This is a genomic window from Paenibacillus sabuli (assembly GCF_014705605.1).
GTDB lineage: Bacteria > Bacillota > Bacilli > Paenibacillales > Paenibacillaceae > Paenibacillus_D > Paenibacillus_D sabuli.
Map to the genome: position 1 here is coordinate 33,800 of NZ_JACXIZ010000023.1, position 25,527 is coordinate 59,326.

At 51.2% G+C, this 25,527-nt stretch carries 23 protein-coding genes; 8 read left to right on the top strand and 15 right to left on the bottom strand.

What is annotated here, in order from left to right:
* Positions 1–14: 14 nt before the first annotated feature.
* The 4 genes from IDH44_RS14465 to IDH44_RS14480 form a co-directional block, all read right to left on the bottom strand.
* Positions 15–4,001: a leucine-rich repeat protein gene (locus IDH44_RS14465; RefSeq protein WP_190918802.1), complete on the bottom strand. Its 3,987-nt coding sequence runs from the start codon at positions 3,999–4,001 to the stop codon at positions 15–17.
* Positions 4,002–4,157: 156 nt separating this feature from the next.
* Positions 4,158–5,153: a response regulator gene (locus IDH44_RS14470; RefSeq protein WP_190918804.1), complete on the bottom strand. Its 996-nt coding sequence runs from the start codon at positions 5,151–5,153 to the stop codon at positions 4,158–4,160.
* 627 nt (positions 5,154–5,780) lie between these two features.
* Positions 5,781–6,434, bottom strand: coding sequence for a response regulator transcription factor (locus IDH44_RS27200; RefSeq protein WP_317890188.1), 654 nt, complete (start codon positions 6,432–6,434; stop codon positions 5,781–5,783).
* Between the two features lie 338 nt (positions 6,435–6,772).
* The gene (locus IDH44_RS14480; RefSeq protein WP_223869688.1) at positions 6,773–7,198 is read right to left on the bottom strand and encodes an ATP-binding protein; all 426 of its coding nucleotides are present in this window, start codon (positions 7,196–7,198) and stop codon (positions 6,773–6,775) included.
* Here IDH44_RS14480 and IDH44_RS26595 point away from each other — a divergent pair.
* From IDH44_RS26595 to IDH44_RS14490, 4 genes are all read left to right on the top strand, one after another.
* On the top strand, positions 7,109–7,300 hold the full coding sequence (locus IDH44_RS26595; protein ID WP_223869682.1) for a hypothetical protein: 192 nt from the start codon (positions 7,109–7,111) through the stop codon (positions 7,298–7,300). The genes IDH44_RS14480 and IDH44_RS26595 overlap by 90 nt on opposite strands.
* The gene (locus tag IDH44_RS14485; RefSeq protein WP_263364389.1) at positions 7,300–7,581 is read left to right on the top strand and encodes an ATP-binding protein; all 282 of its coding nucleotides are present in this window, start codon (positions 7,300–7,302) and stop codon (positions 7,579–7,581) included. The genes IDH44_RS26595 and IDH44_RS14485 overlap by 1 nt, the downstream gene beginning before the upstream one ends.
* A 76-nt stretch (positions 7,582–7,657) precedes the next feature.
* Positions 7,658–8,041, top strand: coding sequence for a DDE-type integrase/transposase/recombinase (locus IDH44_RS27400; RefSeq protein WP_397326781.1), 384 nt, complete (start codon positions 7,658–7,660; stop codon positions 8,039–8,041).
* Positions 7,957–8,313, top strand: a complete 357-nt coding sequence (locus IDH44_RS14490) for an IS3 family transposase (RefSeq protein ID WP_190918805.1) — start codon at positions 7,957–7,959, stop codon at positions 8,311–8,313. Before IDH44_RS27400 ends, IDH44_RS14490 begins: the two co-directional genes overlap by 85 nt.
* Here the strand turns inward: IDH44_RS14490 and IDH44_RS14495 are convergent.
* From IDH44_RS14495 to rlmH, 4 genes are all read right to left on the bottom strand, one after another.
* Positions 8,310–9,314, bottom strand: a complete 1,005-nt coding sequence (locus IDH44_RS14495; protein ID WP_190918807.1) for a hypothetical protein — start codon at positions 9,312–9,314, stop codon at positions 8,310–8,312. The genes IDH44_RS14490 and IDH44_RS14495 overlap by 4 nt on opposite strands.
* 385 nt (positions 9,315–9,699) lie before the next feature.
* Positions 9,700–11,499, bottom strand: coding sequence for an AAA family ATPase (locus IDH44_RS14500; RefSeq protein ID WP_190918809.1), 1,800 nt, complete (start codon positions 11,497–11,499; stop codon positions 9,700–9,702).
* Between the two features lie 165 nt (positions 11,500–11,664).
* Positions 11,665–15,234, bottom strand: coding sequence for an SIR2 family protein (locus tag IDH44_RS14505; protein WP_190918811.1), 3,570 nt, complete (start codon positions 15,232–15,234; stop codon positions 11,665–11,667).
* Between the two features lie 135 nt (positions 15,235–15,369).
* Positions 15,370–15,849, bottom strand: coding sequence for a 23S rRNA (pseudouridine(1915)-N(3))-methyltransferase RlmH (gene rlmH, locus IDH44_RS14510; protein WP_190918813.1), 480 nt, complete (start codon positions 15,847–15,849; stop codon positions 15,370–15,372).
* Positions 15,850–16,047: 198 nt separating this feature from the next.
* On the opposite strand from rlmH, the gene IDH44_RS14515 reads away from it, so the two are divergent.
* The 3 genes from IDH44_RS14515 to IDH44_RS14525 all read left to right on the top strand — a co-directional run bounded on the left by IDH44_RS14515 (position 16,048) and on the right by IDH44_RS14525 (position 16,953).
* Positions 16,048–16,278 (top strand): hypothetical protein, encoded by a 231-nt coding sequence (locus IDH44_RS14515; protein WP_190918815.1) that lies wholly within the window; start codon positions 16,048–16,050, stop codon positions 16,276–16,278.
* Between the two features lie 57 nt (positions 16,279–16,335).
* The gene (locus IDH44_RS14520) at positions 16,336–16,572 is read left to right on the top strand and encodes a hypothetical protein (protein WP_190918817.1); all 237 of its coding nucleotides are present in this window, start codon (positions 16,336–16,338) and stop codon (positions 16,570–16,572) included.
* 150 nt (positions 16,573–16,722) lie between these two features.
* The gene (locus tag IDH44_RS14525; RefSeq protein ID WP_190918820.1) at positions 16,723–16,953 is read left to right on the top strand and encodes a hypothetical protein; all 231 of its coding nucleotides are present in this window, start codon (positions 16,723–16,725) and stop codon (positions 16,951–16,953) included.
* Positions 16,954–17,107: 154 nt separating this feature from the next.
* On the opposite strand, the gene IDH44_RS14530 is transcribed toward IDH44_RS14525, so the two are convergent.
* Together IDH44_RS14530 and IDH44_RS14535 are read right to left on the bottom strand one after the other, a co-directional pair.
* Complete coding sequence (locus IDH44_RS14530; protein ID WP_190918822.1) at positions 17,108–17,275, bottom strand: CxxH/CxxC protein; 168 nt, start codon at positions 17,273–17,275, stop codon at positions 17,108–17,110.
* A 59-nt stretch (positions 17,276–17,334) separates the two neighbouring features.
* Positions 17,335–18,678, bottom strand: coding sequence for a S1C family serine protease (locus IDH44_RS14535; protein ID WP_190918824.1), 1,344 nt, complete (start codon positions 18,676–18,678; stop codon positions 17,335–17,337).
* Between the two features lie 169 nt (positions 18,679–18,847).
* Here IDH44_RS14535 and IDH44_RS14540 point away from each other — a divergent pair, with 169 nt between their 5' ends.
* Entirely contained in the window at positions 18,848–19,096 is a 249-nt protein-coding gene (locus IDH44_RS14540) for a hypothetical protein (RefSeq protein ID WP_190918826.1), read from the top strand.
* Here IDH44_RS14540 and IDH44_RS14545 read toward each other — a convergent pair.
* The 5 genes from IDH44_RS14545 to yycF all read right to left on the bottom strand — a co-directional run bounded on the left by IDH44_RS14545 (position 19,041) and on the right by yycF (position 25,019).
* On the bottom strand, positions 19,041–19,859 hold the full coding sequence (locus IDH44_RS14545; RefSeq protein ID WP_190918828.1) for an MBL fold metallo-hydrolase: 819 nt from the start codon (positions 19,857–19,859) through the stop codon (positions 19,041–19,043). The genes IDH44_RS14540 and IDH44_RS14545 overlap by 56 nt on opposite strands.
* 3 nt (positions 19,860–19,862) lie before the next feature.
* Positions 19,863–20,633 carry a two-component system regulatory protein YycI gene (gene yycI, locus IDH44_RS14550; protein WP_190918830.1) on the bottom strand — a complete coding sequence of 257 codons (771 nt, stop codon included), beginning with the start codon at positions 20,631–20,633 and terminating at the stop codon, positions 19,863–19,865.
* Positions 20,634–20,818: 185 nt separating this feature from the next.
* Positions 20,819–22,447 (bottom strand): YycH family regulatory protein, encoded by a 1,629-nt coding sequence (locus IDH44_RS14555; RefSeq protein ID WP_190918832.1) that lies wholly within the window; start codon positions 22,445–22,447, stop codon positions 20,819–20,821.
* A complete protein-coding gene (gene walK, locus IDH44_RS14560) occupies positions 22,447–24,282 on the bottom strand; it encodes a cell wall metabolism sensor histidine kinase WalK (protein ID WP_190918834.1) in 1,836 nt (611 codons plus the stop codon). Before walK ends, IDH44_RS14555 begins: the two co-directional genes overlap by 1 nt.
* Positions 24,279–25,019 carry a response regulator YycF gene (gene yycF / locus IDH44_RS14565; protein WP_190918836.1) on the bottom strand — a complete coding sequence of 247 codons (741 nt, stop codon included), beginning with the start codon at positions 25,017–25,019 and terminating at the stop codon, positions 24,279–24,281. The genes walK and yycF overlap by 4 nt, the downstream gene beginning before the upstream one ends.
* Positions 25,020–25,527 lie beyond the last annotated feature (508 nt).

The following is a 25,527-nucleotide window of genomic DNA, read 5'->3' on the forward strand; positions in this document are numbered from 1 at the left end:
GGTCTCCATGCTCGCTAGATCCGTTCAGACTTTTGCAAAAGCCTTTGTATGATGAGCGCGACCTCGGCCCTTGTGATCGAGGCTTTCGGCGCCAACCGGGAATCACTGCGTCCCGATACGATGCCAGCCTCCACATTGGCGGCGATGCTTGCAACAGCCCACTCGGACGCTTCCCTTCCATCCTCGAATGCATGCAAAGCTTCTCTCGCAGCTTGCTCTGTTTGCACAGGAGCCAGGCCCGTGATGCCCATCGCCTTGCTAATCATGACCATCGCTTCTTCGCGCGTAATGGTTGCATTCGGACGGAAAGTACCGTCTTGATAACCAGAAATCAGATCATGGCTGTAGGCGGTATAAACCGCATCATGGTACCATTTTTCAGCATGAACATCTGTAAAAGGTGCACTTCCGCTCTCTACTTTAAGACCTAATCCTCTTACAACAATCGCTGCGAATTCAGCACGGGTAATCTCCCGATCGGGTTCAAACCTGTCCTCGCCAACCCCGCTGATGATCATTCGGGAGCCCATATTGTTTACAGCAGCCATTGCCCAGTGGCCGGTTACATCTTCGAATGCTACCGGGCTCCAGACGACGGCGTACGTACTATTGGTCAAGCTGTTGATTTGAGCATAGTACGTCCCTTCGACTTCAACAATTTTTGTCGGTACATGGCGAACGTTTCCGTCCGGATCAACCACCACACCCGTGGTGACTCGGCTCGCATCCACACCTTCCGGCAGAGCCAGCGTCCGCTCCACATAGGCGTTAAAGGTCGTTACTTCCTCTGTACGATCGCCGTATTTCGCCTGCACGGAAAAGCTCATCGGCGGTACGACCAGCATTAGGCCGCCAGCGTTCGCAGCATCCTCAACAACTTGCACAGTTTCTTTCTGCGGCTCTTCGATCATAATGTTGATCTTAATATCTTCCAGTGCCAGATTGCTGCCAAAGCGTTCGGAAATCGAATCAATATTGATTTGCCCGGCCGGAAGGGTGTAAGAAGCCTTGTCCGTGCGAAGTTCAACAACAGCTTCCTGCGCTTCCATGGCTTTCACCATGCGACCAGTGAGCTCGCCGATCGTTACTTCACTGCCGGTGTTAACGGGCACGATGATCGTCGCCCCTTTTCCTTCAGCTTCCAGTCTTTCTGCCAGCAGCGTTTCGTCCACTGCGACGGTGGTCACTTCCCGGTCATTGACGCGATCGGTCAAGGCTTTGCCTATCTGGACCCTGCTCCCGTTTATCCAGATGTCCACTTCTTCGGATTCAGGCTCATTCGGAGTTGGAGAGACAGGCCCCTCGCCGCCATACACCGGTGTAAGTTTCGCCCGGTTCACGGTCAAGCTATACGCTTGTTCCGTGCCATCCGCGGCCTTCACCGTGAGTACAAAGGCATTCTTGCCCACCGCTACCTCAAGCTCCGCTGTGGCGCCACCTTGATCGTCCAAGGCTAGCAGCTCTCCATCCAGCTCGACAACGGAACCCGGATGAGAAACCGTCAGCGACAAGTTGATCTGGTCAATGGCGCTGGAGACTCTGACCGTGTACGCAAGCTTTTGAGAGTCAAACGCGGGTGCAAGCGCACCTGGGTCAACGTCCAGCGCTTGCAAGGAAGCGTCGTTGGACAGCACTTGAACTGTTCGACTCACTTCCTCTGCCGCATTGCCGGATGCATCCGACACCCGATAGACCAGGGTGTACTCGCCCGGCGCTGCGGTATCGACCGTCCCGTCAACCGTGATGTCGCCGCTGAGGTCGCCGTCAAACGTATCGCTCGCTACGGCACCTGCATCAACATAACTGCTGCCCTGCGAAATTGTGACCAGTTGGTCGCCATTCAACGTCAATGTCGGCGCTGTAGTGTCCACCACATGCACAGTGCGGGTAACTTCGGCGGCCGGATTGCCCGTGCTGTCGCTCACGTTATAGCGCAGTACATAGGTTCCGAGCTCATCCGTATAGACCGCGCCGGTGACGGTAATCGCAGCCGTCAGGTCCTGATCGCGTTGGTCCGCAGCAATCGCACCTGCATCGGTATAAGGTGTAGCGGCTTCATGATTCAGTTCCTCTTGTCCGATCAGCGTGATGACGGGTTCGCTCTTGTAGATGGTATCCACCACATAGCTTGTCGTCGTTGACATGTTGCCTGCTGCATCGATCGCGCGGGCATACACACTCAAGTTGGTCGCCACCTCGAAAGGCGCGCTGTACAGCTGCCAGCTTCCGTCGCCCAGCTTGTAGGAAGCGGTGGCCGCATCTTCTGGATAGCTGATGGTGACCGTCACATTCTGATTGGTCGGCTGCGCCGGGTCAATGCTGATCTCTGGCGCCGCCGGCGCCGTCTTATCCAACGTCACGCTGCTGCCATCGGTCGTGGTCGTCACTTGTACACCGACAGTGCCCACCGTATCTTCGAAATCTGCGGTAAATGCCACAGCGCCTTCTTCGTCACTCTCCTGCAACGTGTAAGTTGCCGACCACGTGGTCGCGTCGCTGTCGCCTTTGTCGCTCACCGTAGCCACGTTGCCCGCAATGGTCACTGCAGGTTCAATCACAGCCTTGCTGGTCGTGATGTCCAACGTGATCGTGTCGCCGACCTTGGCACGCGAAGCATCTGCATTGCTCGAGCGTATGCTCACCACGCTGGCCTCCGGTTTACGCACCGGCGTTACAGGAGACGACGCGGCTGATGCCAGACTGTCGCCCGCCGCATTCGTTGCGATGACCTCAAAGGTATAGGCTGTCCCGTTCGTTAAGCCTGTTACCGTAATCGGCGATGCTTCGCCAGTGGCTTGCAAACCCGTTTGTTCGACACCATCCACGTATGCACGGACAGTATAGCCTGTAATTGCGGAGTCCCCAGAATATGCGGGTGCGGTGAAATTGACAATCGCTTGCGCATCTCCAGCTTCCGCACTTGCACTTGTGGGTGATGCCGGCCATGTTGTCTTCGCATACAGCTCGCCACCTACGGGCGCGGACAACTGATCTGTCCATTCCTCCGTCACCGCTGCATCTGAGTACCACCCGTCAAAACCGGTATAATTCTGCTTGAAGACATCGTTCTTCAATGTCGGCATCCCTTCAAAGGTGACGCGTTCTAATCGATTTTGTAAAAAGGCCGACATCCCAACACTTTGTACGCTATGTGGAATGGTCACGTGCGTCAGTTGGTTGCCAAAAAATGCGGAATCGCCTATCTCTTCTACCCCTTCCTCCATTGTCAAACGCTCCAGCCCTTCCATGTCTTTGTACACTGTAAAGGCGTAGTTCCCGATGGAAGTGACCGTGCCCGGGATGGTCAAGCTTGTGAGCTTATTCCCTGAGAATGCATAATCGCCTATGGACGTCACACCTTCTCCGAGCGTCACACTGGTCACGTTCCCATTGAAATTAAAAGCATTGGCTTCAATTTGGGTGCCTAGTTCATCATTGCCCTCAATATTCACACTTGTGAGTGTCATATTCTGCGCAAAAGCCTGAGTGCCCACCTTGATCACACTTTCCGGGATCGTGATGCTTGTCAAGCTATTCATCATAAAGGCATGCCCCTCGATCGTTTGTACGCCCTCCTCTAACGTCACACTGGTGAGCAAATTACCCTGAAAGGCATAAGACGAGATTACCTTGACATTTCCCGGAATCGTCACGCTCGTCAATTGGTTGCCAGCGAAGGCCATACTTCCGATGGCCACGACTTCCTTCGGAATCGTGACGCTAGTCAAATTACCCATAAAAAAAGCTTGTGCTCCAATTTCGGATACCGTCTTGTCATCAATGGTGCCCGGAATTTCGAGCTCGGTTTCGGTTCCGTTATATCCCGTAATCTTCAAGGTTCCGTCCTCTTTCTCGGACGTTTCGAATAGTGGACCTGGTCCTGCCTGAGCAACTGGCATCCACGGCGTCGATGCCCCTCCTGTCGAAATTAAAGCAACAATAATGAGCATGCTTAATCCGATGGAAGACAGTTTCCCCCATTTTCTAAACATTTTGAACATGAATTCACGCTCCTGTTGTTTTTTGTCCTCTTCTTTTTTCCTGTAATGAGTATCCTATCAAACGAGCCTTACATTTTTCTTACTTTGTCCCCAAACCAAAAACAGCCGGCTTCATGCATATTCATGCATAAACCGACTATTTAAATTCAGGAAATCTTATTTCAGCTTTAGCGCGCTATAATCGTCTTCGTGCAGCAAAGGCTTCACAGCCTGAGCAAGCTTTCTCAGCTTGTTCGCCGCCTGATGCGCTACATAATAGCCGGCAGCGGCATTGACCAGTTCAACATAGTGCAGATAATACCTCTCCCTGACTGAGAGACACCACAAATAATCTTTTCCTTTCAGCAATTCGCCCTGATATAATGCGATCGCATGCTCCAGCGTTTCGATCGTACGCTCCTGCGCGGTCAACCCCTTCTTCACCAGACGATCGAACTCCAGCACATCACAGTACACATTGGGGAGTTCGATGTGATACATGCTGTTTTTTCGCTTAATCTCCAGTTGGATGCCGGCATTTCGCAACGTTTGCTTCAATCTGAAGATCATCGTGTATAAATTTTGCTGCGATTTTTCAATGGACGATTCTTCCCACAGCACATCAATAATGCTCCATTTGCTTATTCCGGTCTCACGATGAAGCAGCAGCAGCGCCAGCAGCTCTTCAATTTTGGGCGTCAAAAAATTTAGCGTGCTCCCATCGATCCGCAAGTGCAGATTACCGAACAAATATATCTCTCCACCTGCTTTGCTGGCATTGTCTGTCTCTTTCTTTCTCTCGACCCCTTTCTTTTGACACACTCTTTCCAGAATTTCATTCACAGACTGCAAATCCACCGGCTTCAGAATATAATGAATTGCATTCAATTCGAAGGCTCGAATCGCATATTGTTCATATGCGGTTACAAACACAATGGACAGATCGTTCCCTGGATGGTGCTCGATCAGCTTCGTCGCCAATTCAATCCCGTTCATCTCCGGCATATCCACATCCAGAAAGACCACATCCGCACGCAAGCCAGGAATCTCCTCCAGCGCCTGCTCCGGGTCGGTGAAAGCCGCCAGCACCTGCATCTCTGCGCTTTCACGAATAATCTTCTGCAGTAAATTCAACACGAGAATTTCATCATCCACTAACACGGCCTTAATCAAGGTTTACACCTCCCTGTCAGCGCTCACGGGCACCGTAAAGTACACGCTTGTCCCGCGCTCAGTTGTATCGAAATGCAGCTTCACATGACAGAAATTTTTTAATCGCGTATAAATATTGGTGAGACTGACGCCATTTCCATTGCCATTTCCACTGTCCCGCTCCGGTTCCAACACGAGCCGGAATGTGGCATAGCCCTTCGGAGCATAGGTATGCCCTGCCTGATCGCGCATCCAGTGCCAAATGAAGGACGCCTTGGTCCACTGGATCGGACGATTTATCCATTGTGTTTATGTAATAATAGACCAGCACAACCAGCGTCAATAGAATTCCCACTAGGAAAAAAGATTTTTGTTTGATTTCGATCGCCCGTCCCTTATCTACATTCTGCACACCTTTCTCTATCGTAGGTGACAATAAGTAGCAAGGCAATACCTGAGATTGAGATAACTTCGCACATCCACAAGCTCCGCCTAATAATGAGAATCTCCAATGTAAGGATGGCGCTGATTGCTTTCATTCGCATAAGAATCCTCTTAGTCGCCTATCCTTGCTGCAAATTATAGCAAATTCCCCTTACATTTTTCTTACATTGCTGGTGGCTGAAGAACTCGCCGAATCTCACTAACCTAACTTAACAACTGAAGCTCCTTTGCCTTGTTGATTGCCTGGATTCGTCTGTTAAGCTTGCCATAGATGTTGTTCGCATGCGTCTTGACTGTTCCTTCCGTGATCGACAGACGCGAGGCAATCTGCTTGTTGGACAATCCTTCGGCGATGAAACGAACAATCTCAAGCTCACGACTCGTCAAGGCTTCAACAATGTCCGTTGCGGCATTGGACGCATCCTGCGCATTCTGCGTATTCTGGCATTCGCTATAGGCGATTCCGTCCCGCTGAACCGAATCCCGAATGGACAGGCATAGAATGGAACGCGGTCGCCGTTGCTGTATATAAGAATCGTTTGAAAAGATGCTCTGCTGCGCCTCTCCCAAAATGACAGGCTCTTTCGTGCGATAAACAAATTGAAAGACCGCTTGAGAAAAAGAACTATTCTGATCTGGAGATTTCGCCCGCTTAGGTTTTTGGCTCAATTCATGACTCAGTTCATGATTCATTTCGAGTGCTGCTGTGATGATGAACCGGCCATTGCTTTCGAGCAAAATAGCCCCTCTCTCAGCACCGGTCGTATAAAGACCCAGCTGCAGGAATCGCTCTGACAAGGGTTGATCGGACCGATGGGCCGTTTGCTGCAGCAGCTCGCTATCCCGGTTCTTCCGCATTGAGCCAGTAAATGCCTGGAGGGCTGTCCTCCAACTGTGTTGTCGGGTCGGCTTCCTGCTAACTCCGCCCTTCCGCAATGGCAAACGCTGCGAATGCCGGAGCGCTCTGCTGCAAGCACTTCGCTTTTCCCGTTGCACCCCACTTGACATACGCCTCGCAGGCCTCCCGAAGATAGCGTTCATACAGATGCGAGTCCTCCAGCCTGGCATTTACGAACGCAGCCGACTCATGTCAATACCAAATGAAAATTCCTCAAAATAATCAGTTGAAAATTCCCCATCAGGATCAAGATGCCTCCCTGGGGGCCGACTTCCATGAAAATTTCAGCTATTCCATTTCATGTGCCTGGGGATCCGGCTTGAAGAATCTCGCCTTTTTTCTTTTCTTTTACGCGGTAACTCTCACCCTTAATTTTGACGGTTGTGGAGTGATGCAGGAGGCGATCTAGGATAGCTGTAGCCAGGACGGAATCGCCGAATATATCCCCCCACGAACCGTAGGATTTGTTGGAGGTCAGAATAATAGAGCCGCTCTCATAACGCTCGGAGACAATTTGGAAGAAAAAATGTGCAGCCGGCTCTTCCATCTTGCGGTAGCCGATCTCGTCAATGATTAGCAAGCTAGGCTTACTGAGCGCCTTCATTTTCTGCTTTATGGTCTGGTTCACGTAGGCTTGCTGAAGCATCTGTACCAGATCATGTGCAGTGATGAAATAGACGGTATACCGGTGCTTAATGGCCTCAATAGCAAGCGCGACCGCCAGATGCGCGCCTGCAAGCTCGGCATGACGGTGAATTTCTATACCGTCGCCGAACTCGTGACGCGTCTTGCCGAGGCGAAGCGGGTGGAACCTTGGAGCGTCTGATGAGCGAGATCCAGCGCTGTCAGTTGCTTGTCCTGGATGAGTGGGGCTACATCCCCGTCGACAAGGTAAGGTCGCAGCTCTTGTTCCGTGTCATTGCCGACAGCTACGAAAGCCGCAGCCTCGTGATTACGACGAACCTGGAGTTCTCCAAATGGGGCGCCATATTCACCGACGACCAGATGGCCGCCGCGATGATTGATCGGCTGGTGCACCACGGCCATCTGCTCGTTTTTGAAGGCGAAATTTACAGAATAAAGCATGCGCTTATGAAGGAACGCTGAGAAAATTACCCCTGACGATGATGGGTAAAAATGCACGATTTTTCTGGGTACTTTTGCTTGACGAAATACACGGATCATGCAAGAGCAGGGCCTGGTCTCCACGTATACCATCGCCCAGTTTAAGCCCCACAAAACGGCATGTAATGAGGCGAAAACGGCGAATGAATTAGATCGTGAGTTTGATCAGGCGGAAGCTAAGCGCTTCGGGGTCAGCGATCTAACGTATGTAAAGGCAGGGAACCGGTGGCACTACGTTTGCGTCCTCATTGACCTGTTTAATCGAGAAATCATTGGCCATAGTGCAGGTCCAAATAAGGACGCTGCTCTGGTTTCGCGCGCCTTTTCTACGGTAGAAGGCGATCTGAGCCGGATCCAATGGTTCCAAACGGACCGTGGGGTAAGTTTAAAAAGCAAACGATGGACGAGCTCCTCGATACCTTCGAAATCGGTCGATCGTTAAGCGCGAAGGGTTGTCCTTATGACAATGTTGTGGCTGAAGGAAACTACAAGGTAATGAAAACAGAGTTCATCCATAAGATGAAGTTCCAAAATCTTCATCATCTGCAGTTGGAACTATACGACTACGTCAACTGGTTTAACAAGCATCGAGTTCATGGATCATTAGGATACATGACGCCTGTTCAGTACCGCCAAGCAGCCCTTAAAAAGCTGTTTGATTTAATGTTGACAATCCATACCGAAGCTTTATATTTTGAGCATTTTCCAAATTAGGGAGCAAGATTGAACAAATCGAATTTATAATAATTTCCCTCGGCTAGAAGACTTGCTCTTTCCAAAACATTCATTGAAGAGTTGTAACTTCTCTCGAATGACTTCCTTTCATTTTCACTAAGTGATTCTATATAACTTGGCGTAAAGAATACATTTTCAGTATTCTCAATAACAAGATAATTTAAATATTTTGTAAGTTTCCGGTCGTCCAGGGCATCCAAAGAATTGAAATAATTTTGATATGTCTCCGAATCAATATTCAAATACGAAATTAATATGTTTGTAGTTCCCTTTAGTGTAGGATATATATTTAGAAATATTGAAGGCATTCTGTCACTTTTTGTACTGAAGGTGTCATTTATGAGTTTTCCATCAATATCGTATCGGACAGTAAACGACGAACATGCTGCAAACTTTACTCCAAATTGAAGTTCCCGGTAAATAGTTCTCAATCCTGTATACTCACCGTTTTGAAAACCTTGTTTAAATATTTCATATTCAATTTGATGATCATTTACATCTGACACTGCTACACGATACATATATACAGATTGCGGGTCGAGCATAATTCTAGGCCTTTGTGTAAACATCCGTTTAACATTTTCTAATTGTCTTAGTTTTTTGTGCATTTCAACTGCAAGTGCTCTGAAAGCAAATAAAAAGTTTTGCTGAGTATCACCAGTATAATCGAAAAGTTCAATTTGTTTAAATAATTCTGTATCATGAAAATCACAAAAACCAAAAAAGGTGCTTGCATCGTTTTTTCCAATTTTCTTAATAACTGAAGTAGGCCCAGAATCAACTATCTCTGGTTTGAAATAATATAAATGCCCACTCTCACAAATGACATTTAATATTCTATTGTTTTGTAATGAATGGGCGTTTTTTATCGGGCCACTACATAGGTTATTGTCAAATCCAAAGCATGTTCTGAAGTCAGTACCCGCATAAAATTCACGGATCAAGTGATTTACCCTGCCCAGGCTAAACCCTTTAGCCATTGGAGCTGAAGTATCTTTTTTTGCTTTTTGATAGCAACAGAACTTAAACTTCTTCTCCGAATGGCATGGACAAGGTTCATACGGATCAATAGTTAGATTTCGATTCGTTCCTGTATAGATTATAATTTATCCCCTCCAAAGACAAAGTAATTATTTAAATTATATTTACTCATTACAAAAAATGTATAGAAATATCCCTATCATTCATTGCATTGTTACTGGATTAATATAGGAGTACTTTCACGCGAATATTTTTCAAAATCAGTACCATTCTCTTTAATGCGCATCATTGGATTTTGGAATATTCTCGATTCTGATTGATTTTGTATAAATTTAACAATCTAATTTCTTAAAATGCAACAAAAATAAGGAGTACGAGTTTAATTTAAGCTATTACAGTCGTTATCAAATTCTCTTCACACTCAACACCAAACTTTTCAATTACCAACCTTATTAATGTTTTTACATCATCACATATCTCCTCCTCAATCATTTCCTTCACTATTGCATGTTTGCTTACTCCAAACACCTTTTCTATTGAATGTTGGTTAGTGCAAATGATTTCTTTCCCCCTAGCCTCATAAATTGGGGATGGGACATCACTCATAGTAAAATTATTAAACAAAGCTAAACCATGATATTGTTGAAAATGCTGCATTATATCACCTACCGGCTTTTGTACTAGTCTAGATATGGCTTGTGGACAAAATAAGTAGTTTTCAATGTACCTTCTTCTCCATTTTACAAAATATAAGTCCGGTATAACCGTTTGCGATTTATCAATGAGAGTAATATCAACCGTATTATAACTTTCATCATCCCTGTCTCTTAAGCTAATTCCAACAAGATCTGGAATCTCTTTTTTCAATTCTAGAAATAAATGCTTTCTTTCCTTCGCTGAGTATGTCGTTTCCCAAATAACTGTATTCTCAAACAATGAAAAACCAAGTCTCTCACTCCAAGAATTTATAAAGGTTGCATCACTTTGGTTTTCAACAAAGAATACCTTTTTATATTTTTGGAGTTGATTTAGCTTTGGAGAATATTCACTTCCCAAACCTTCTAGCAACCCAATCTTCTGTTGATCCTCTGTCAAATATTCTGCTCCGCTCTTTTTTATACCTAGTATTGATTCTGCTTTAGAATTTCTAATAATTTCAGTAGAATGCGTAGCTATGAGTACTTGTTTGTTTTGTTTTGCCGCAATTCTTTGAAGGCGGTTTAATAAAGTTAGTTGCAGACTACTGTGGAGATGCGCGTCAGGCTCATCTAAAACAATAACGTCGATTGTGCTGTCCAATACGAGGCTATAGACACTTAGCCATTGTAAAAAACCGCTACCTTCAACCATAATGTCCCTCTTATTATAATTTGAATGCTTAGTAAACCTATTATTTTTAAATTCCCCCTTAAATTGATTCACTCTAATATAGTTGTGGTATAGTTCATTAAATGGTTGCACTTCGATTTCGCAGCTAAAAATCTCGTGGAGAGTATGCATTAATAATTCCCATGGATCAGTATTTCTAAGATTTGATAGATCACTTGATAAGATTTTTGATTTGGTTCCTTTTAAGCTTACCCGTTTCCTTTGATTTTCCAAATGCATATCTAACAACATATTTCTTAAAACCGACCCGGCTAGTCCCTTTCCGATTTGCTTACTCCTATCAGCTCTTGATAACCTCGTCTCTCTTTCCACAATCCCTCCAAATGTAGGCAAATATGCAACTACAGGTATTTTATCTGAATTGATAATATTTGTAGCCGTTGTTTTAACAAACAACCTATCATTGGCTAGAGATAGTCCGAATTCTAAATAGCACTCCGATGCATCTGATCTATCCCAATAACAACAAATTCTTAAAGTATATCCATCTAAATCAGTTGTTTCTTTTTGAGTCTTAAGGTTTGTCCACAAATGTTTTAAACTTGGGACCGCAAGTGGTAGGAAATCATCAACTGACAAACCCACTCCCTGACTATTACTTCCAGGTAATAAACTAGCCTTACTCTTTTCAAGCATAATAATGGTTTTACAAAACTCCCACACTGCTAGTGCCTGCAAAATAGTCGATTTCCCTGAGTTATTAGCTCCTGCGACAATAGAAATACCAGATATGTTTAAATCGTATGTTTTATTCTTCATTTTTTTAAACTTCTGTAATTTAATTTTTTTTATCATATCGTTGCCCTCCTAAGCATAACAAAATTTTTCGCCGTCACTTATGATTCGGTTCTTCGTATCATCGCCAAGGCGAAATCTCCGTATACCGCATTTCACCTAATTGTGATATGTACCTACGTACCATAAATGCGGTGAAAGCAACTCGCAAAAATTATAATAGTACTAAATATATCGTTTGCCCACTATACGCTCAAACCTCTTAATAATCTTGTATGCACTGCTTTTAATAAAATCTATTTTATTATTTAAAAGTGGTAATATATATTCTGTAAGTCGCTGTTCGTTACAAGCTTTAGATAATAGCTCTTCTAATTTATACTGATGAAATTGTGGAACTCCTTTTATTACTAAATCAGTTAACCAACGCATTGTTACTTCTTCAATATCACTGCTGTTAATTGGAGAAATACTTACTATTCCTTTTAAGAGGAACCTATGCTTGTACTCCTTATCGTTGAAACGATGTAATATGTAATCCTTTTCGGAATGAAAGCAGTTATGCCCAATAAATTTTTCTAATGATAATCTCTCGGTCCAATAATCAAATCCTAAGCCGCAATACTCTTCCCATATTTTAAACAAAATAACGAAAGAATCGTGATTAACGGGATACTTTTGATCCTTATATTCATTATTTACGATAGTGTGCAATATTACGGATCGAACATCCGCATCACAGATTGTTAATTTATTTATTAAATAATCAACTATAGGGTAATTCTCATTTAAATTATTTAATGCATTAGATAAACAATCTATCCAATAAGAATTATAATTATTTATTTTCTCCTCTAGAATCTTAAATGCTTTATCAGGATCAATTAATGAAACAATATTACACAAATTAATCTGTTCTATATCATTTCTAGAACTGTCTAATTTATCGAGTGCGACTTGTGCAATTTCAACATCTTCAAGATCATATATGTAGTTTGCAGCGGTTGCCCCAACTGAGTCTTCACATAGCAATTCAAAGAGACACTCAATCAAATTTTTGTAATTAATTGGTTTGTAATTTTCGTCCCTAAATCCATAGATTATTTTCTGTTTAACTTTCGTAAAGTCACTTCTCATGAGGTTCAACAATTCATTTTTCGCTCTTTCTGTTTTGATATTACTTAATATTTCAACAGCAAATATGATTTCCTTCTCATTTTCGGAATCTATAAGTTCAGCTAATCTCTTATATAAATCATCTGAATCAAAAGCACCTATAACTTCAGCAATATTACTTAATATTATTGCATCTTCTTCTATATCCAGTTTCATTGCTTCGTCAAATAAAGTGTCGAACATACTTGGTATAGCCAATATTTTCAAAGCTTTATCGTATCCATTTGACCTCCATGCTCTGTCAGTTAATAAACCCCTTAAGGATCTATCAAAAGAATCAAGTACTCCGCACCGAGCTAATACCATGGAAGCTGAAACTGATAGTTGCTCTACCTCATTGTTTTGCATCTTTAATAATTCTTCCTTCTCTCCGAATTCCCCTATATACTCTAATGAATTTGCTAATGTTTCTATTTCTGCCTTGCTAATAGAGGGGGTTTGTATTCTTTCATTGAGAATCCGGAATAATTGGGATCCAATTTCCCCCTCCTTTATTGCTGCACTTTGGAAAGCAATTACTGCAAATAAAATATCAGTATTTGCAATTTTCCTTAATACCGATCTTGCCTTTTCTTTCTCTAATAGCCCTACAAACAAAACTAGGGTTTCATTCCATTTAAGATTTTTTATTTTTTCTTCAATAACAAAAGGATCATTATTAAAATGTTCCAAAAGACTAAACGCCGCTAAAAACTCTGTAATGGTTTGGTGAAAGAAGGAGATACCTCCCTCAACATCGGTAACCATAATTCCAGATTTAATACTATTTTGTAATACAATTTCGGAAATTTCATTGGTACAACCATAATTTTGGAATTTCAATAACAATTCATTAGTTTCGATAGTTTGTATCCCTTTATCCACTAAGTCATAAGCTAGATTAGCGAAAACTTGATGAATGACACTAATATCAATATTAGTATGGTGAATTATCTGTTTTTCTGCCAATTGCAAATAATACTCTAGTAGAGTTTTTATGTCACCAACTTGTTTTTTATCTTGGTCTAATTGTATATAAAGACTAAGAAACAAGGGATTTAGAAGTATATTCTTCATTTTTGGAGGTAGATTATTGCTGTTATCGTTGAAATTCTCAGAAAGAATCACATCTAATTGAAAATAATTAAGTGGCTGTACCTCATAAACCGGATAATCAAGGAATTGGATGTAATTCATTGATCTTGAAGTTACAACAAATCGATTTTTGGAGTACATATTTGTCAACCACTGCAAATTATTATATAAAATTCTTGGTTCATTTTCGATAAGATGCCTAGGAGCTTCATTCACAGCATCGAATATAACAGTAAACCATCCTTTCTCTAATGCATCATCTACATCAATAGTTGAAGGTAACCTGTTCTCTATCATTTTTCTTAAGTCACCTTTGTATTCCTTCATTGACAAAAGCACAGGAATTGAGTGCTTTAAATCAAGTTCATCAATATTGTTACATGTGCGTAATTTATTCAAATATAATTTGGCTACCGAATAAGTATATCTTTGGACTGAATTTGTCTTACCTGTTCCCGGTGAACCAATAACAACGAGATTACCATTTGAATTCAAAACCTCGTTTATAGGAACGTTAGATTTAATGAGATGTTCCTTGTTGCTCTTTCCTTTATAAAGATCATATCTTTGTTTTACACTTATATTAATAACTGATTCATTCGATCTACTTAGAAAAATCTGACAAAGTGATTCAAAATATCTATTAAGAGAAGCTTTTAATGACTCAGTTTCGTCATAAACATCTTCACGGTACTCTGTTAAAATATTTTTGAGCATTAATAATAATCTTTCATGACTCCGTATTTTAATATTACCTTCCTTAATTTTCTCTGCTGTTTCATATGTAATAATATTTATACCATATTCTCTTTTCCAATATTCCGCTTCCAATTCCCCTATATCAGCCATTATTGCAAAATGTTCCCGCTCTGCTCCATGGAAAGTAGAGCTTATCTCATCTTTTAATATTTGAAAATCAGGATCTCTCAAACCAAAACCTAAATAAATTATTGGTCTGGAAGCAAAAAGAAACTTCAATGTCTCAATTGTCGACCTATTTTCATTTACCAATCTTCTATAGCCTTCTTTAGATAGAACTATTGTTTTCGCACTATTTATACTACCATGTATTTTAAAAATAAACTTAGCGGCTCCGGACTTCTGAAGCTTCGCTTGTTCTGCAGGCTGATCATTATTCACCACAGCTAATTTTGATTTTCTCTTTGTATAGAAGATATCTTCGATAAGTTCATCATAATTAGTTGTAATAAAGCAAGTCGGACCTAAGTCAATTATTAATTCGTGTATATTGTGAGGTCCTGGATTTGACTTTATAAACGTATTTTCAATAAAATCACTTAAATCGGCGTCTCTCATTTTTGATGCACATAAACTTGCCGCAGTCAAAAGATCTCCTTTGTTTATCATTCCTTGTATTTCAACTCGATGTTTTTCTGATAGGCCACGATGTACCAGGAAATCTATCATCAGTTTAAGAAGACCTTCCCAGTGCGGTAACCCGGACCACATAGATATACCCGAACCAATGAATAAAACACTTTCAGGAGATTTTATAGCTTCTAAAAAATTCTTAGGGTAGTTCACTTCGGTTCCCACCTTTTTATATTCTCTCGCAACAATACATTCTAAAATACATTTTAATATTACCATAATGTGGGTGGTCTAGAAGACAATCATAACCATTTATCAATTATGTTTGGTTTCTAGCTATATTTCGCCCTACTTATGATACGGTTCCCCCCGATTAATCTTCACCGCCCGGTACACCTGCTCCACCAGTACGAGCCGCATGAGCTGGTGGGGCAGCGTCATACGGCCGAAGCTAAGGCGCTGCTGGGCGCGCTGCAGCACGGCGGGCGCGAGGCCCGTCGAGCCGCCAATGACAAGCGTCACATGGCTGCGGCCATATGTCGCGAGCTTGTCCAGCTCGCTGGCCAGCTCCTCGCTCGACCAGAGCGCGCCGTCCACCGCCAGCGTGATGACATGCGCGTCCGGCTTGATCTGCGCCAGCAGGCGCTCGCCCTCGCGATCGCGTACCTGCGCCTCCTCGGCCGCGCTCATCGTCTCGGGGGCGCGCTCGTCCGCGACCTCCGTCAGCGTTAGCTTCACGTACGGCCCGAGCCGCTTGGCATACTCCGCGATCCCCTGTACGAGGTATTTTTCCTTCAGCTTCCCGACCGCCGCGATTTGGATATGCATGCGTTTGTTCCTCCTATTTTACCATAATATTCTACCTATCGACAGCCAATCCTATCAATAACCGCCTGGATAGCGGCTTGAATCTTAGTGTTTTCTAACCGCATTCTAATCGTTTTTTTCGTTTCGCGACCGTCCCGGCGGTTAATTACAGGGCAGGAAGACCAAACAACGCGCTTCACCGAGAGGGGATGGAAAGCCATGAACCAAGCAAGCAACAAACGCAAGTGGCTGACGTCGCTGATGACTGCAATGATGAGTCTCGCGCTCGTGTTGGCCCTGGCGGCCTGCGGCGGCGGCAACGATATGAATAACGCGGGCACGACGACGCCGGACAACGGCACGACCGCACCAGCCAACGACGGCATGACGACGCCGACCGATCCCGGCATGGACGCACCCGCCGATGGCGGCATGACGCCCGCACCCTAACGTCAGCTAACTTCTATTACTACTACTTCTAAAATCCGAAAGGGATGGTGAACGACCATGAAGACGAAAACGACGAATCGCAAACGGGTAACGACGATTACAACCGCATTGATGAGCTTCGTACTCGTGATGGGCCTGGCGGCCTGCGGGGGCGCCAATGACGACAATAACGGCATGAACAACAACATGACGCCGGATAACGGCACGACCGCACCGACCAATGACGGCATGACGACGCCGACCGATCCTGGCACGGACGCCCCGGCCGATGGCGGCATGACGCCCGCGCCTTAATACGAGGCATATGAATGGCTATGCGGCAACCGTAGGATGAGCACATCACCGTGCACGTACCTTTCGCGTACCATGCGCGCACCAGACTTGGAATCTAGCCCTTATACGAGCATCACACTACAACTTCTCACGAAGAAAGGATGATTTCCCATGCAAGGCAAACGCAAATGGCTGACGAAAGTGTCGACAGGTGTCATGAGTCTCGCGCTCGTCTTCGCGCTGGCCGCGTGCGGCGGCGCCAATGACGGTACCGGCACGACCAACGATACGACCTTGCCGGATAACGGCACGACCGCTCCGCCGACGGACGGCGGCACGACGACGCCGACCGATCCCGGCATGGGCGCACCCGCCGATGGCGGCATGACGCCTGCCCCTTAATCGAAGCGACGCCGCGCGGCAGGATTGCAGTCACTGAGATGCGGCTGCATCTGCAAACGCGCAATCGACCAAAAAGGAGCGCATCCGATCGCGGACGCGCTCCTTTTTCGTGTTCCCTTCGCGACCGATACCCGGTCCGCAACGGCCGCCGGCCTCACACCACCAGATAGGTGGCAGGGGCCTCGCAGCGCTCGCAGCGCGGCGGCGGGTCCCAATTGGCGAAGTGGGTCTCCTTGAGATCGACGACGTCGGGGGCGTCCTCGTACTCGTCGACAAACATCTCCAGTGCAATCTCTACATGCGCCTTGCATACACAATACATATCGTTCTAAGCCATCTCCGTCCCAAATAGTATCCGCAATCGATTGCCATTCGCAATTGTCATTGTTCGTCTGTCATCTCCGCCAGCACGAACGAGGTCTGCTCCAGCTCGTCGCCGCGGTAGAAGGTCACGTCGATGCGGTCGCCGATCGCCTTGTGGGCGTACAGGTACTTGCGCAGCTCCCGCGTGCTGCCGATCTTCTGCTCGTCGAGCTGGACGATGATGTCGTTGAACTTCAGCCCCGCCTTGTTCGCCGGGCCGACCGTCTCCAGCACGATGACGCCGCGCTTGATGTCCTCCGGCAGCGTCAGCGCCTCTTCCTCGGCCGCCGTGTCGTCGCCGCTCTCCTCGCCGTACGCCTCCATGAACGCCTGCTGCTCGATGTATTGCTCCACATCCAGCGTGTACACGCCCAGGTACGGGCGCAGTACCTTGCCGTGCGCGATCAGGCTCTCCATCACCGGCTCGGCGATGTGCATCGGGATGGCGAAGCCGAGCCCCTCCACGCCGTAGTCCGCGACCTTCATGCTGTTGATGCCGATCAGACGGCCGCTCAGGTCGACCAGCGCGCCGCCGCTGTTGCCCTGATTGATCGAGGCGTCGATCTGGATGACCTCCTGCTCCCAATCGTACACCCCGTCCTGATTGAGCGAGACCGGGATGACGCGGCGCGTCTTGCTGACGATGCCCATCGTGATCGACTCGCCCAGTCCGAGCGGATTGCCGATCGCGATCACCGTCTCCGCGTCCTGGATCTGGGTCGAATCGCCGAGCTCGGCGGCCACGTCGATGCCCTTGCCGTCGATCTCCAGCACCGCCAGGTCGCTGATCATGTCCTTGCCGATGACGGTCGCCTCGCGCACCTCGCCGGTGGCGAGCACGGCCTTGACCTTGACCGCATTCTCGACGACGTGATAGTTCGTCACGATACGGGCCTTGCCGCCGGTCAGCTCGAAGATCACGCCCGAGCCCATGCCGACCTCGGCCAGCTCGCCCTCCTCGGCGGGATCCGCTTCGCCGTCCCCGTCCTCCTCGGACCGCGCTTCGCCCTCGGACTCGCCGCCCTCCCAGTCGAAGGCGTCCATGCCATAGCTGAGCATCTGTTCATTGATAATGCTGACCACCGCCGGGCGGATCTTGGCCGCCGCCTGGATCGGCCGCTCGTACGGATCTGCGGATGCGGCCAGCGGCAGCTGCGGCGTGCGGTCGCCCTGGGCGCCCCCGCCGAACAGCCAGCCGAAGAGCAGCACCGCGACGAGCGCGCTCACGAGCGACGACACGAAGGCGAGGCGCAGCGGCGACCACCCGCCGGATCGCGCGCCGCCTCGGAATCGGTCGCGCTGCGGCGCGCGGGCGCGCTTGGATACTTTGGTCGAATAAAAATCGTCGTCAAACAAGCTCATGGCCTCTCGCTCCTCCCGGATTGCACGGGCAACGCTCTCTATTAATTTTGTGACATGCCGTAGGCATGTTTTGCACCCAGACTACCTACACTAAGTATATCCGATCTCGCACGCGGTCTACCATCCGACCGTGGGCCTGTCGCTGTCTCTCATGAAGGAGGAATCGCAGATGTCTACGTCTCCCCCCGCCCATCCGTGGGCGCAAGTCGAGCGCATCGCCGCGCTCGCCGACCGGCGCGACGCAGGGTACCGCCGGCTCACCGAGCTGCAGGCCGCACTGGAGCTGCTCCGCGAGCATCGCACGCTCACGCCCGAGGCGATCGACAGCCGCGCCGCGCAGCTCGACTGCGCGCTGGAGCGGGCTATCGCCGCCGCACCTCGTCCCACGGGGTCGCCCGATCATGATGCGTGTCTCTGAGCGCGAATTCGTCGCGCTTGAAGAAGAAGCCGCGGCTCTCTAGTATGTTATTCACCGTCATCCGCGCCAAGTCCTGCAAATTGTGGTCCAGGCTCAGGTGCGCCAGATACACCCGCTGCAGCCGGTCGGTGACGAGCTCGCTCAGCGCATCGCCGGCCGCCTCGTTGGACAGATGGCCGAGATCGCTGAGGATGCGCCGCTTGATGTTCCACGGATAGCGGCCCATCCGCAGCAGCTCCGGATCGTGATTGGACTCGAGCACCATCACGTCCGAATCCATCACTTGCTGCTTGACCTTGTCGCTCATGTAGCCGAGATCGGTGACGAGGCTCAGCTTGGCCTCGCCGCTATAGAAGCAATAGCCGACCGGCTCCGCCGCGTCGTGCGAGATCGCGTACGACTGCACCCGCATCCGGCCGAGCGTACCGCCGAATTCGGCGGCGCCGCCCGTCGGCAGGATATGCCGCTGCTGCGGGTCGAGCTTGCCCAGATGCTTGTGCATGCTCTCCCAGGTCGCCTCGTTGGCGTAGACCGGCAGCTCGTACTTGCGCGCGAAGGCGCCGAGCCCCTTGATATGATCCGAATGCTCGTGTGTGATCAGCACCGCGTCGAGCTGGCTGCCCTCGACTTCCCGTTCCTTCATCAATCCCTCGAGCTTGCGCGCGCTCAGTCCGGCGTCGACGAGCACCGTCGCATCCTCCGTCTGGACGAGCGTCGCGTTGCCTGTCGAGCCGCTGGCCAGTACTGTGAATCGCAATCCCATACGTTATTGCCTTCCCTCTCCCATCGGGTCTTGTTCGGTGTCGCCGCTGGTCGGCTCGGTCTCCGTCGAGACCTCCGCGCTGACGCCGTGCACGTAGTACGGCAGCGGCTCGTCCTGCAGCAGCACGCGCCAGGACGGCGCCGAATACTGATCCTCGGAGTCGAACATCTGGCCGTGGTAGCCAAGCCGGATCTCCTGGATCACCGTGCCGGGCTGCAGCGTATTCTCGATCAGCAGCTGCAGCGCCTCGGAGGCGGACAGCACCTGCTGCGGCATCGCGCCGTCCGGCTGCACCTGCTCGACCCGGTCCTGGCTGTAGGCGATGATCTGCTGATCCTGAATGTACAGCCGCAGCTCGACGTCGAACATCGGCAGCCCGTCCGCCATCCAGTACAGGACGAAGACGTCCGTCGTGCTGATCTCCGGGTCGTACGCGTAATGGTCCAACTCGGGGATGATGTCCCCCAGCCCGTCCCGCAGCTCATCCTCGGAGAAGATGATCCGGCTCTCCACCGGCGTCTCCAGCTCCACGCGCTCCGGCTCGCCCGGCGTCGTCGTGAAGCGATACTCCAGATTGCTCAGCTCCGGGGCCTTGTCCGGCACGTTGCCGAGCAGGAGGATGTCCTTCTGCTGCATCAGCTCCAGCGTCTGCTGCGACAGCTCGCCGCCGGTGTCGAGGCGGTCGCGCAGATCGGTCCATAGCTGGTAGCCGAGCACGATATTGAGCACCAAAAACGAAATGATCAGCACGCTCTTCGCGCGGCTCCAATCCATCGCTCCACCTCCTCCGCCGGCTGTCCTGCGGCTCCTCGCCGTGCTGCTGCGCCGTCAGCTATGCCCCGTCGCGCTCATCCTGGCTCGCAGGGGCGTCGGCGCCGCCACTGCCTGCGCTGGGCGCATCTGCACTTGTTCACGCATCGGCCGCCGCGCTGCCGGATGCGTCGACGCCGCCACTATTGCTACGCACCGCTGTTCGCATCCGCAGGCGTGCCGTCCGCACCGTCTGCGGCCTCGCGGCCAGCGGAATCGTCCGCGCCTTCCGCATTCGCGCCACCCGACGCCGCGCTGTCCGCATCCGCGCCGGATGCCCCGTCAGCCGCATCGTCCGCACCGCCCGTGCCGCTGGCGTCGCCTGTCTCCCCGCCCTCGGCATCGACGCCTGACGCCTCGTCCGGCCCATCGGCGCTCGCTCCATCCTGCGCCCCGTCCTGCGCGCCGCCGCCCGCCTCGTCCTGCTCGCCGCCAGTCGGCAGCTTGTCCGCGCCGGCGGCCTGAGCGGGCTCGACCTCCATGCCCGCCGGCAGCGCCGAGGCGAGCGTCTCCTGCGTGCCGTCGCGCAGCCGCACCGCCCAGACCGGCGTCAAGCGCACGCGCATGTCTCCCGCCTGCGAGGTCCGCAGCGCCGGATAGAGCGCCTCGACCTCGAAGCGGCGCTCATACTGCGCCAGCCGGCCGGCGAGCTCGTCGCCGCCGGGCAAGTAGCGCACCGTATGCTCGGCCGCGCCGCCGCTCAGCGTGACGAGCGAGCGCTCGTAGTCCGTCACCACGCCCTGCTGCACCGTCAGCCGCATCGCGCCGATCCGGAAGAGCGGCGCCGAGAGCAGCGGACGCGACAGGTAATATTGCTGGAACAGCACGCTCCGGCCGTACTCGGTGCTCCCTGCGAGCACGAGGCGATGCAGGCCGTCCCAGCCGCCGTGCGAATTGACGAAGCTGACGGCGGTATACGCGCTGTCGCTCGGCTGCGTCGCGCTGTCGGTCACAGCGACCGGATTGGTGAAGCGCACCCACCGGCCGTCCTGCTCCACCTGCAGCCCGCGCTTGCTGTCGGTGTAGATCTGCGTGCCGCTGCGGTCCTTGAACGACTTGGTCGCGCCCGCGTCGAAGTTCAGATTGCGCAGCAGCTGATCCGGCGTGTACATGTCGTATGTCGCGGTCGCCTCCATCGCTTCCAGCGGCTGCTCCGGCAGGTACAGATTGCCGTCCGTCGTCCGGTACATCGGCTGCCGCGCGCCGAAGCTGATGTACTCGTGGATGTCGCTGACGGTGATGTCCGCGCGCCGCGACTCATACACCGTCTGACCGTCGGCGCTGAACAGATAGACGCGGATCTGATCGAGCTCCGCGATCCGATAGATCCAGATGCGGGCGATCCGCTCCTCCATCAGCAGCATGTCCTCCTCGAGCCGCAGCACCTTGCGCAGCAGCTCCGGCGGCACCCCGTAGCCGAAGCGCAGCTCGATGCCGCCGTAGCGGCTGCGCACCTGCTCCCAGTCCTGCGCCTGGCCGCCGATCCGCTGGAAGCCGCGGAATTCGCGGCTCTGCAGCTTTTCCCAGATCTGATTGTACGCGACCGTGTCCGGATACAGCACCGTGTGCCGGTCGCCGCCGAAGTGCAGCACCATGTTCTCGGGGAAGAGCAGGTTCTCGATCCGCTCCTCCGGACCCATCTTCTCCGTCGGCACATAGCTCATCTCCGACGATTCACGCGCGCCCAGAGACGGGAAGCTGTACGCCAGGAAGTAGCTCTGCAGCAGACTCAGCGCGACCAGCAGCGCGAGCGCGCCCGTCTTCGCCTTCTCCATCATCAGGCGCCATCTCCTTCCTGCAGCGCGGGGAGCGTGAAGGTGACCGTCGTCCCCTCGTTCCACTCCGACTCCAGCGTCACCGTGCCGCCGTGGGCCTTGATTATTTCCCGGGCAATCGACAATCCTAGACCCGTTCCGCCCATATTCCGCGAGCGCGCCTTGTCGACGCGGTAGAATCGCTCGAAGATCCGGTTGAGATCCTTCTGCGGAATCCCGATCCCCGTATCCTGCACCGCGATCGCCACCGAGGCCGGGTCGGGCCGGCGCGCGCGGATCGCGATCCGGCCGCCGTCCATCGTGTACTTGATCGCGTTGGAGACGAGGTTGTCCAGCACCTGATCGATCTGATCGCGGTCGAGCCGGATCGGCGGCAGATCCGGCTCCGCCTCGACGGTGGCGCGGATCGCCTTCTGCCGCAATTGGAAGGAGAAGCGGTCCGCCACCTCTTCCAGCATCTCCTGAATATTGGTCGCCTGACGCCGCACCGCCGACTGGCTCGAGTCGAGCCGCGACAGATGCAGCAGATCGGTGACGAGCCGGATCATCCGCTCCGTCTCGTTGCGGATGACGCCGACGAAGCGCTCGCCCAGCTCGCGCTCCTGCATCGCGCCGTCCTCCAGCGCCTCGGCGTAGCTCTTGATCGTCGTCAGCGGCGTGCGCAGCTCATGCGAGACATTGGCGACGAATTCGCGCCGCGACTGCTCCAGCTTCTCCTGCTCGGTGACGTCCTGCAGCACCGCGATCGTGCCGGCCGTCGTCTTGTCCCGCCGCGAGATCGGCGTGAACGTGACGCGGATGATGCCGCCCTCCCCCTCCGTCTGCTCCAGCGTATCGGTGCGGATCAGCGCCGCATGCTCGAAGCCGCGCAGCAGCTCCTCGATGCGCTGCGGCTCGAGCCGCACCAGCTCGGCGAGCGGCAGCCCTTCGCCCTGCTTGACGCCGAGCATCTCGCGTGCCCGCCGATTGGTGACGATGACGACGCCGCGCTCGTCGGCGGCGACGACGCCGTCGCTCATATTGGAGAGGATCGAGGCCAGCTTCTCCTTCTCCTCCTCATTGACCGAGAGCGCTTCCTGCAGCCGCTGCGTCATGTTGTTGAACGCCTCGCTGAGCTGGCCGATCTCGTCCTCGCCGTGCACCGGCACCTTGCGGTCGAAGCGCCCCTCCGCGACCGCCGTCGCCTGCCGGGTCAGCACCTTGATCGGCGACGTGATCGTGTGCGACAGCAGCACGCCCAGCACCGCTGTCAGCCCGAGCGCGAGCAGCATCCCGGTGACGAAGATGCGGTTGACGCGATTGATCGTCTCGTACACCTCGTACATCGAGGCGACGATGTAGACCGCCCCGACGACCTTGCCCTGGTAGAAGGCCGGCCGCGCGATCACCTTCTTGCGCACGTTGTCGTCGTCGATGATGTCCTCTTCATTATCGCGGAAGCCCTGCAGCGCCCGGTTCACGGCGAGCGTCGTGTTCTTGCGCCCGACGTACGACTGCTGCGACTGCACCGACGTCATCAGCACCTTGCCGCTGGCGTCGAGCACCTGGATCTCCGCCTCGTTGATGCTGAACAGCGCGTTCACCTTGCTGCGCAGGTCCTGGATCGTCTGCTCGTAGGTGACGTCCGTATTCTGCGCCGCCGGCGAGAGCGTCTGCTCGACGATATTGGCCAGCATGTTCGCCTGGTCGTTGAGATTCTTGGAGAAGGAATCCGACACCGACGTCTTCATCGTCGTGATGAAGTACACCCCGATCAGCTGCATCGCGATCAGGATCAGCAGCACGTAGATGATGATCAGCTTGACCTGGATCGTGCGGAAGATCCGGATCCCCTTCATCCCGTGCCGAGCCCGCCGGTCTTCGGATTGCGCATCATGTAGCCGAGGCCGCGCCGGGTCAGAATGTATTCCGGGCGGCTCGGATCGTCCTCGATCTTCTCCCGCAGCCGCCGGATCGTCACGTCCACCGTCCGCACATCGCCGAAGTACTCGAAGCCCCACACCGCCTGGAGCAGATGCTCGCGCGTCATCACCTTGCCGCTGTTGCGCGCCAGGTAATGGACGAGCTCGTATTCACGGTGCGTCAGGTCCAGCGGCTCGCTGTCCTTGTACACCACATACATATCCGTATCGATGAATAGATTGAAGATGCGCAGCCCCTGCTGCCCGCCGTCCGCGCCGGGATCGCCCCCGGCCATCAGCTCGGCCGTGCGCTGCTGGCGGCGCAGATGCGCCTTCACCCGCGCGAGCAGCTCGCGCGTGCTGAACGGCTTGGTCACATAGTCGTCCGCGCCCAGCTCCAGGCCCAGCACCTTGTCCAGCTCGGTGTCCTTGGCCGTGAGCATGATGATCGGAATCTGCAGACGCGCGCGCACCTCGCGGCACACGTCCATGCCGTCCTTGACCGGCAGCATCAGGTCGAGCAGGATCAGGTCCGGTTTTTCCGCGAACGCCAGCTCCACCGCCGCGCCCCCGTCGAAGGCGCAGATCACCTCATGCCCTTCCTTCTCCAGGTTGAACTTGATAATATCCGCAATCGGCTGCTCGTCGTCCACAACCAGAATTTTCCCGCCCATCCTTTTCACCGCCTGCCTTTGTCCAAAGTATAGAACGTATATGATTTCGCTATCCTTATCTAACTTGCTCTCCCTCTATCTTACCATACCCGGGCAGTACCTTTACAATGAAAGTTGGGACTTGACGCGGTGAATTTTTCCTCATCCCAGGACGCGCGAACGCCCACGCGATCGGTGCCGGCTGATAACCGGTCGATTGCGTGGGTTGCTCAACACCCATATTATTTTGTCAAACCAATGCATAGACGCTAACGGTTGCCACAGCCGCTATTTCGACCATTCCGGCCCTTTTTCAACTTTAGCGGTTGCCACAGCGCTTATTTCGTCAAATTCGGCCAAAATCACTCAAAATCGGCCAAATAAGCGCTTTTGCAACCATTAGAATTTTTTCTGCCCCATCAGCGCCTTATTAAGCTCGCTCACAACCGTCCCTCGTATTTAAGAGGGTTGCTCACGAATGCTCACGCATTCGCAGGATTTCGAGATTTTGCACAAGTCGCACCTTGGC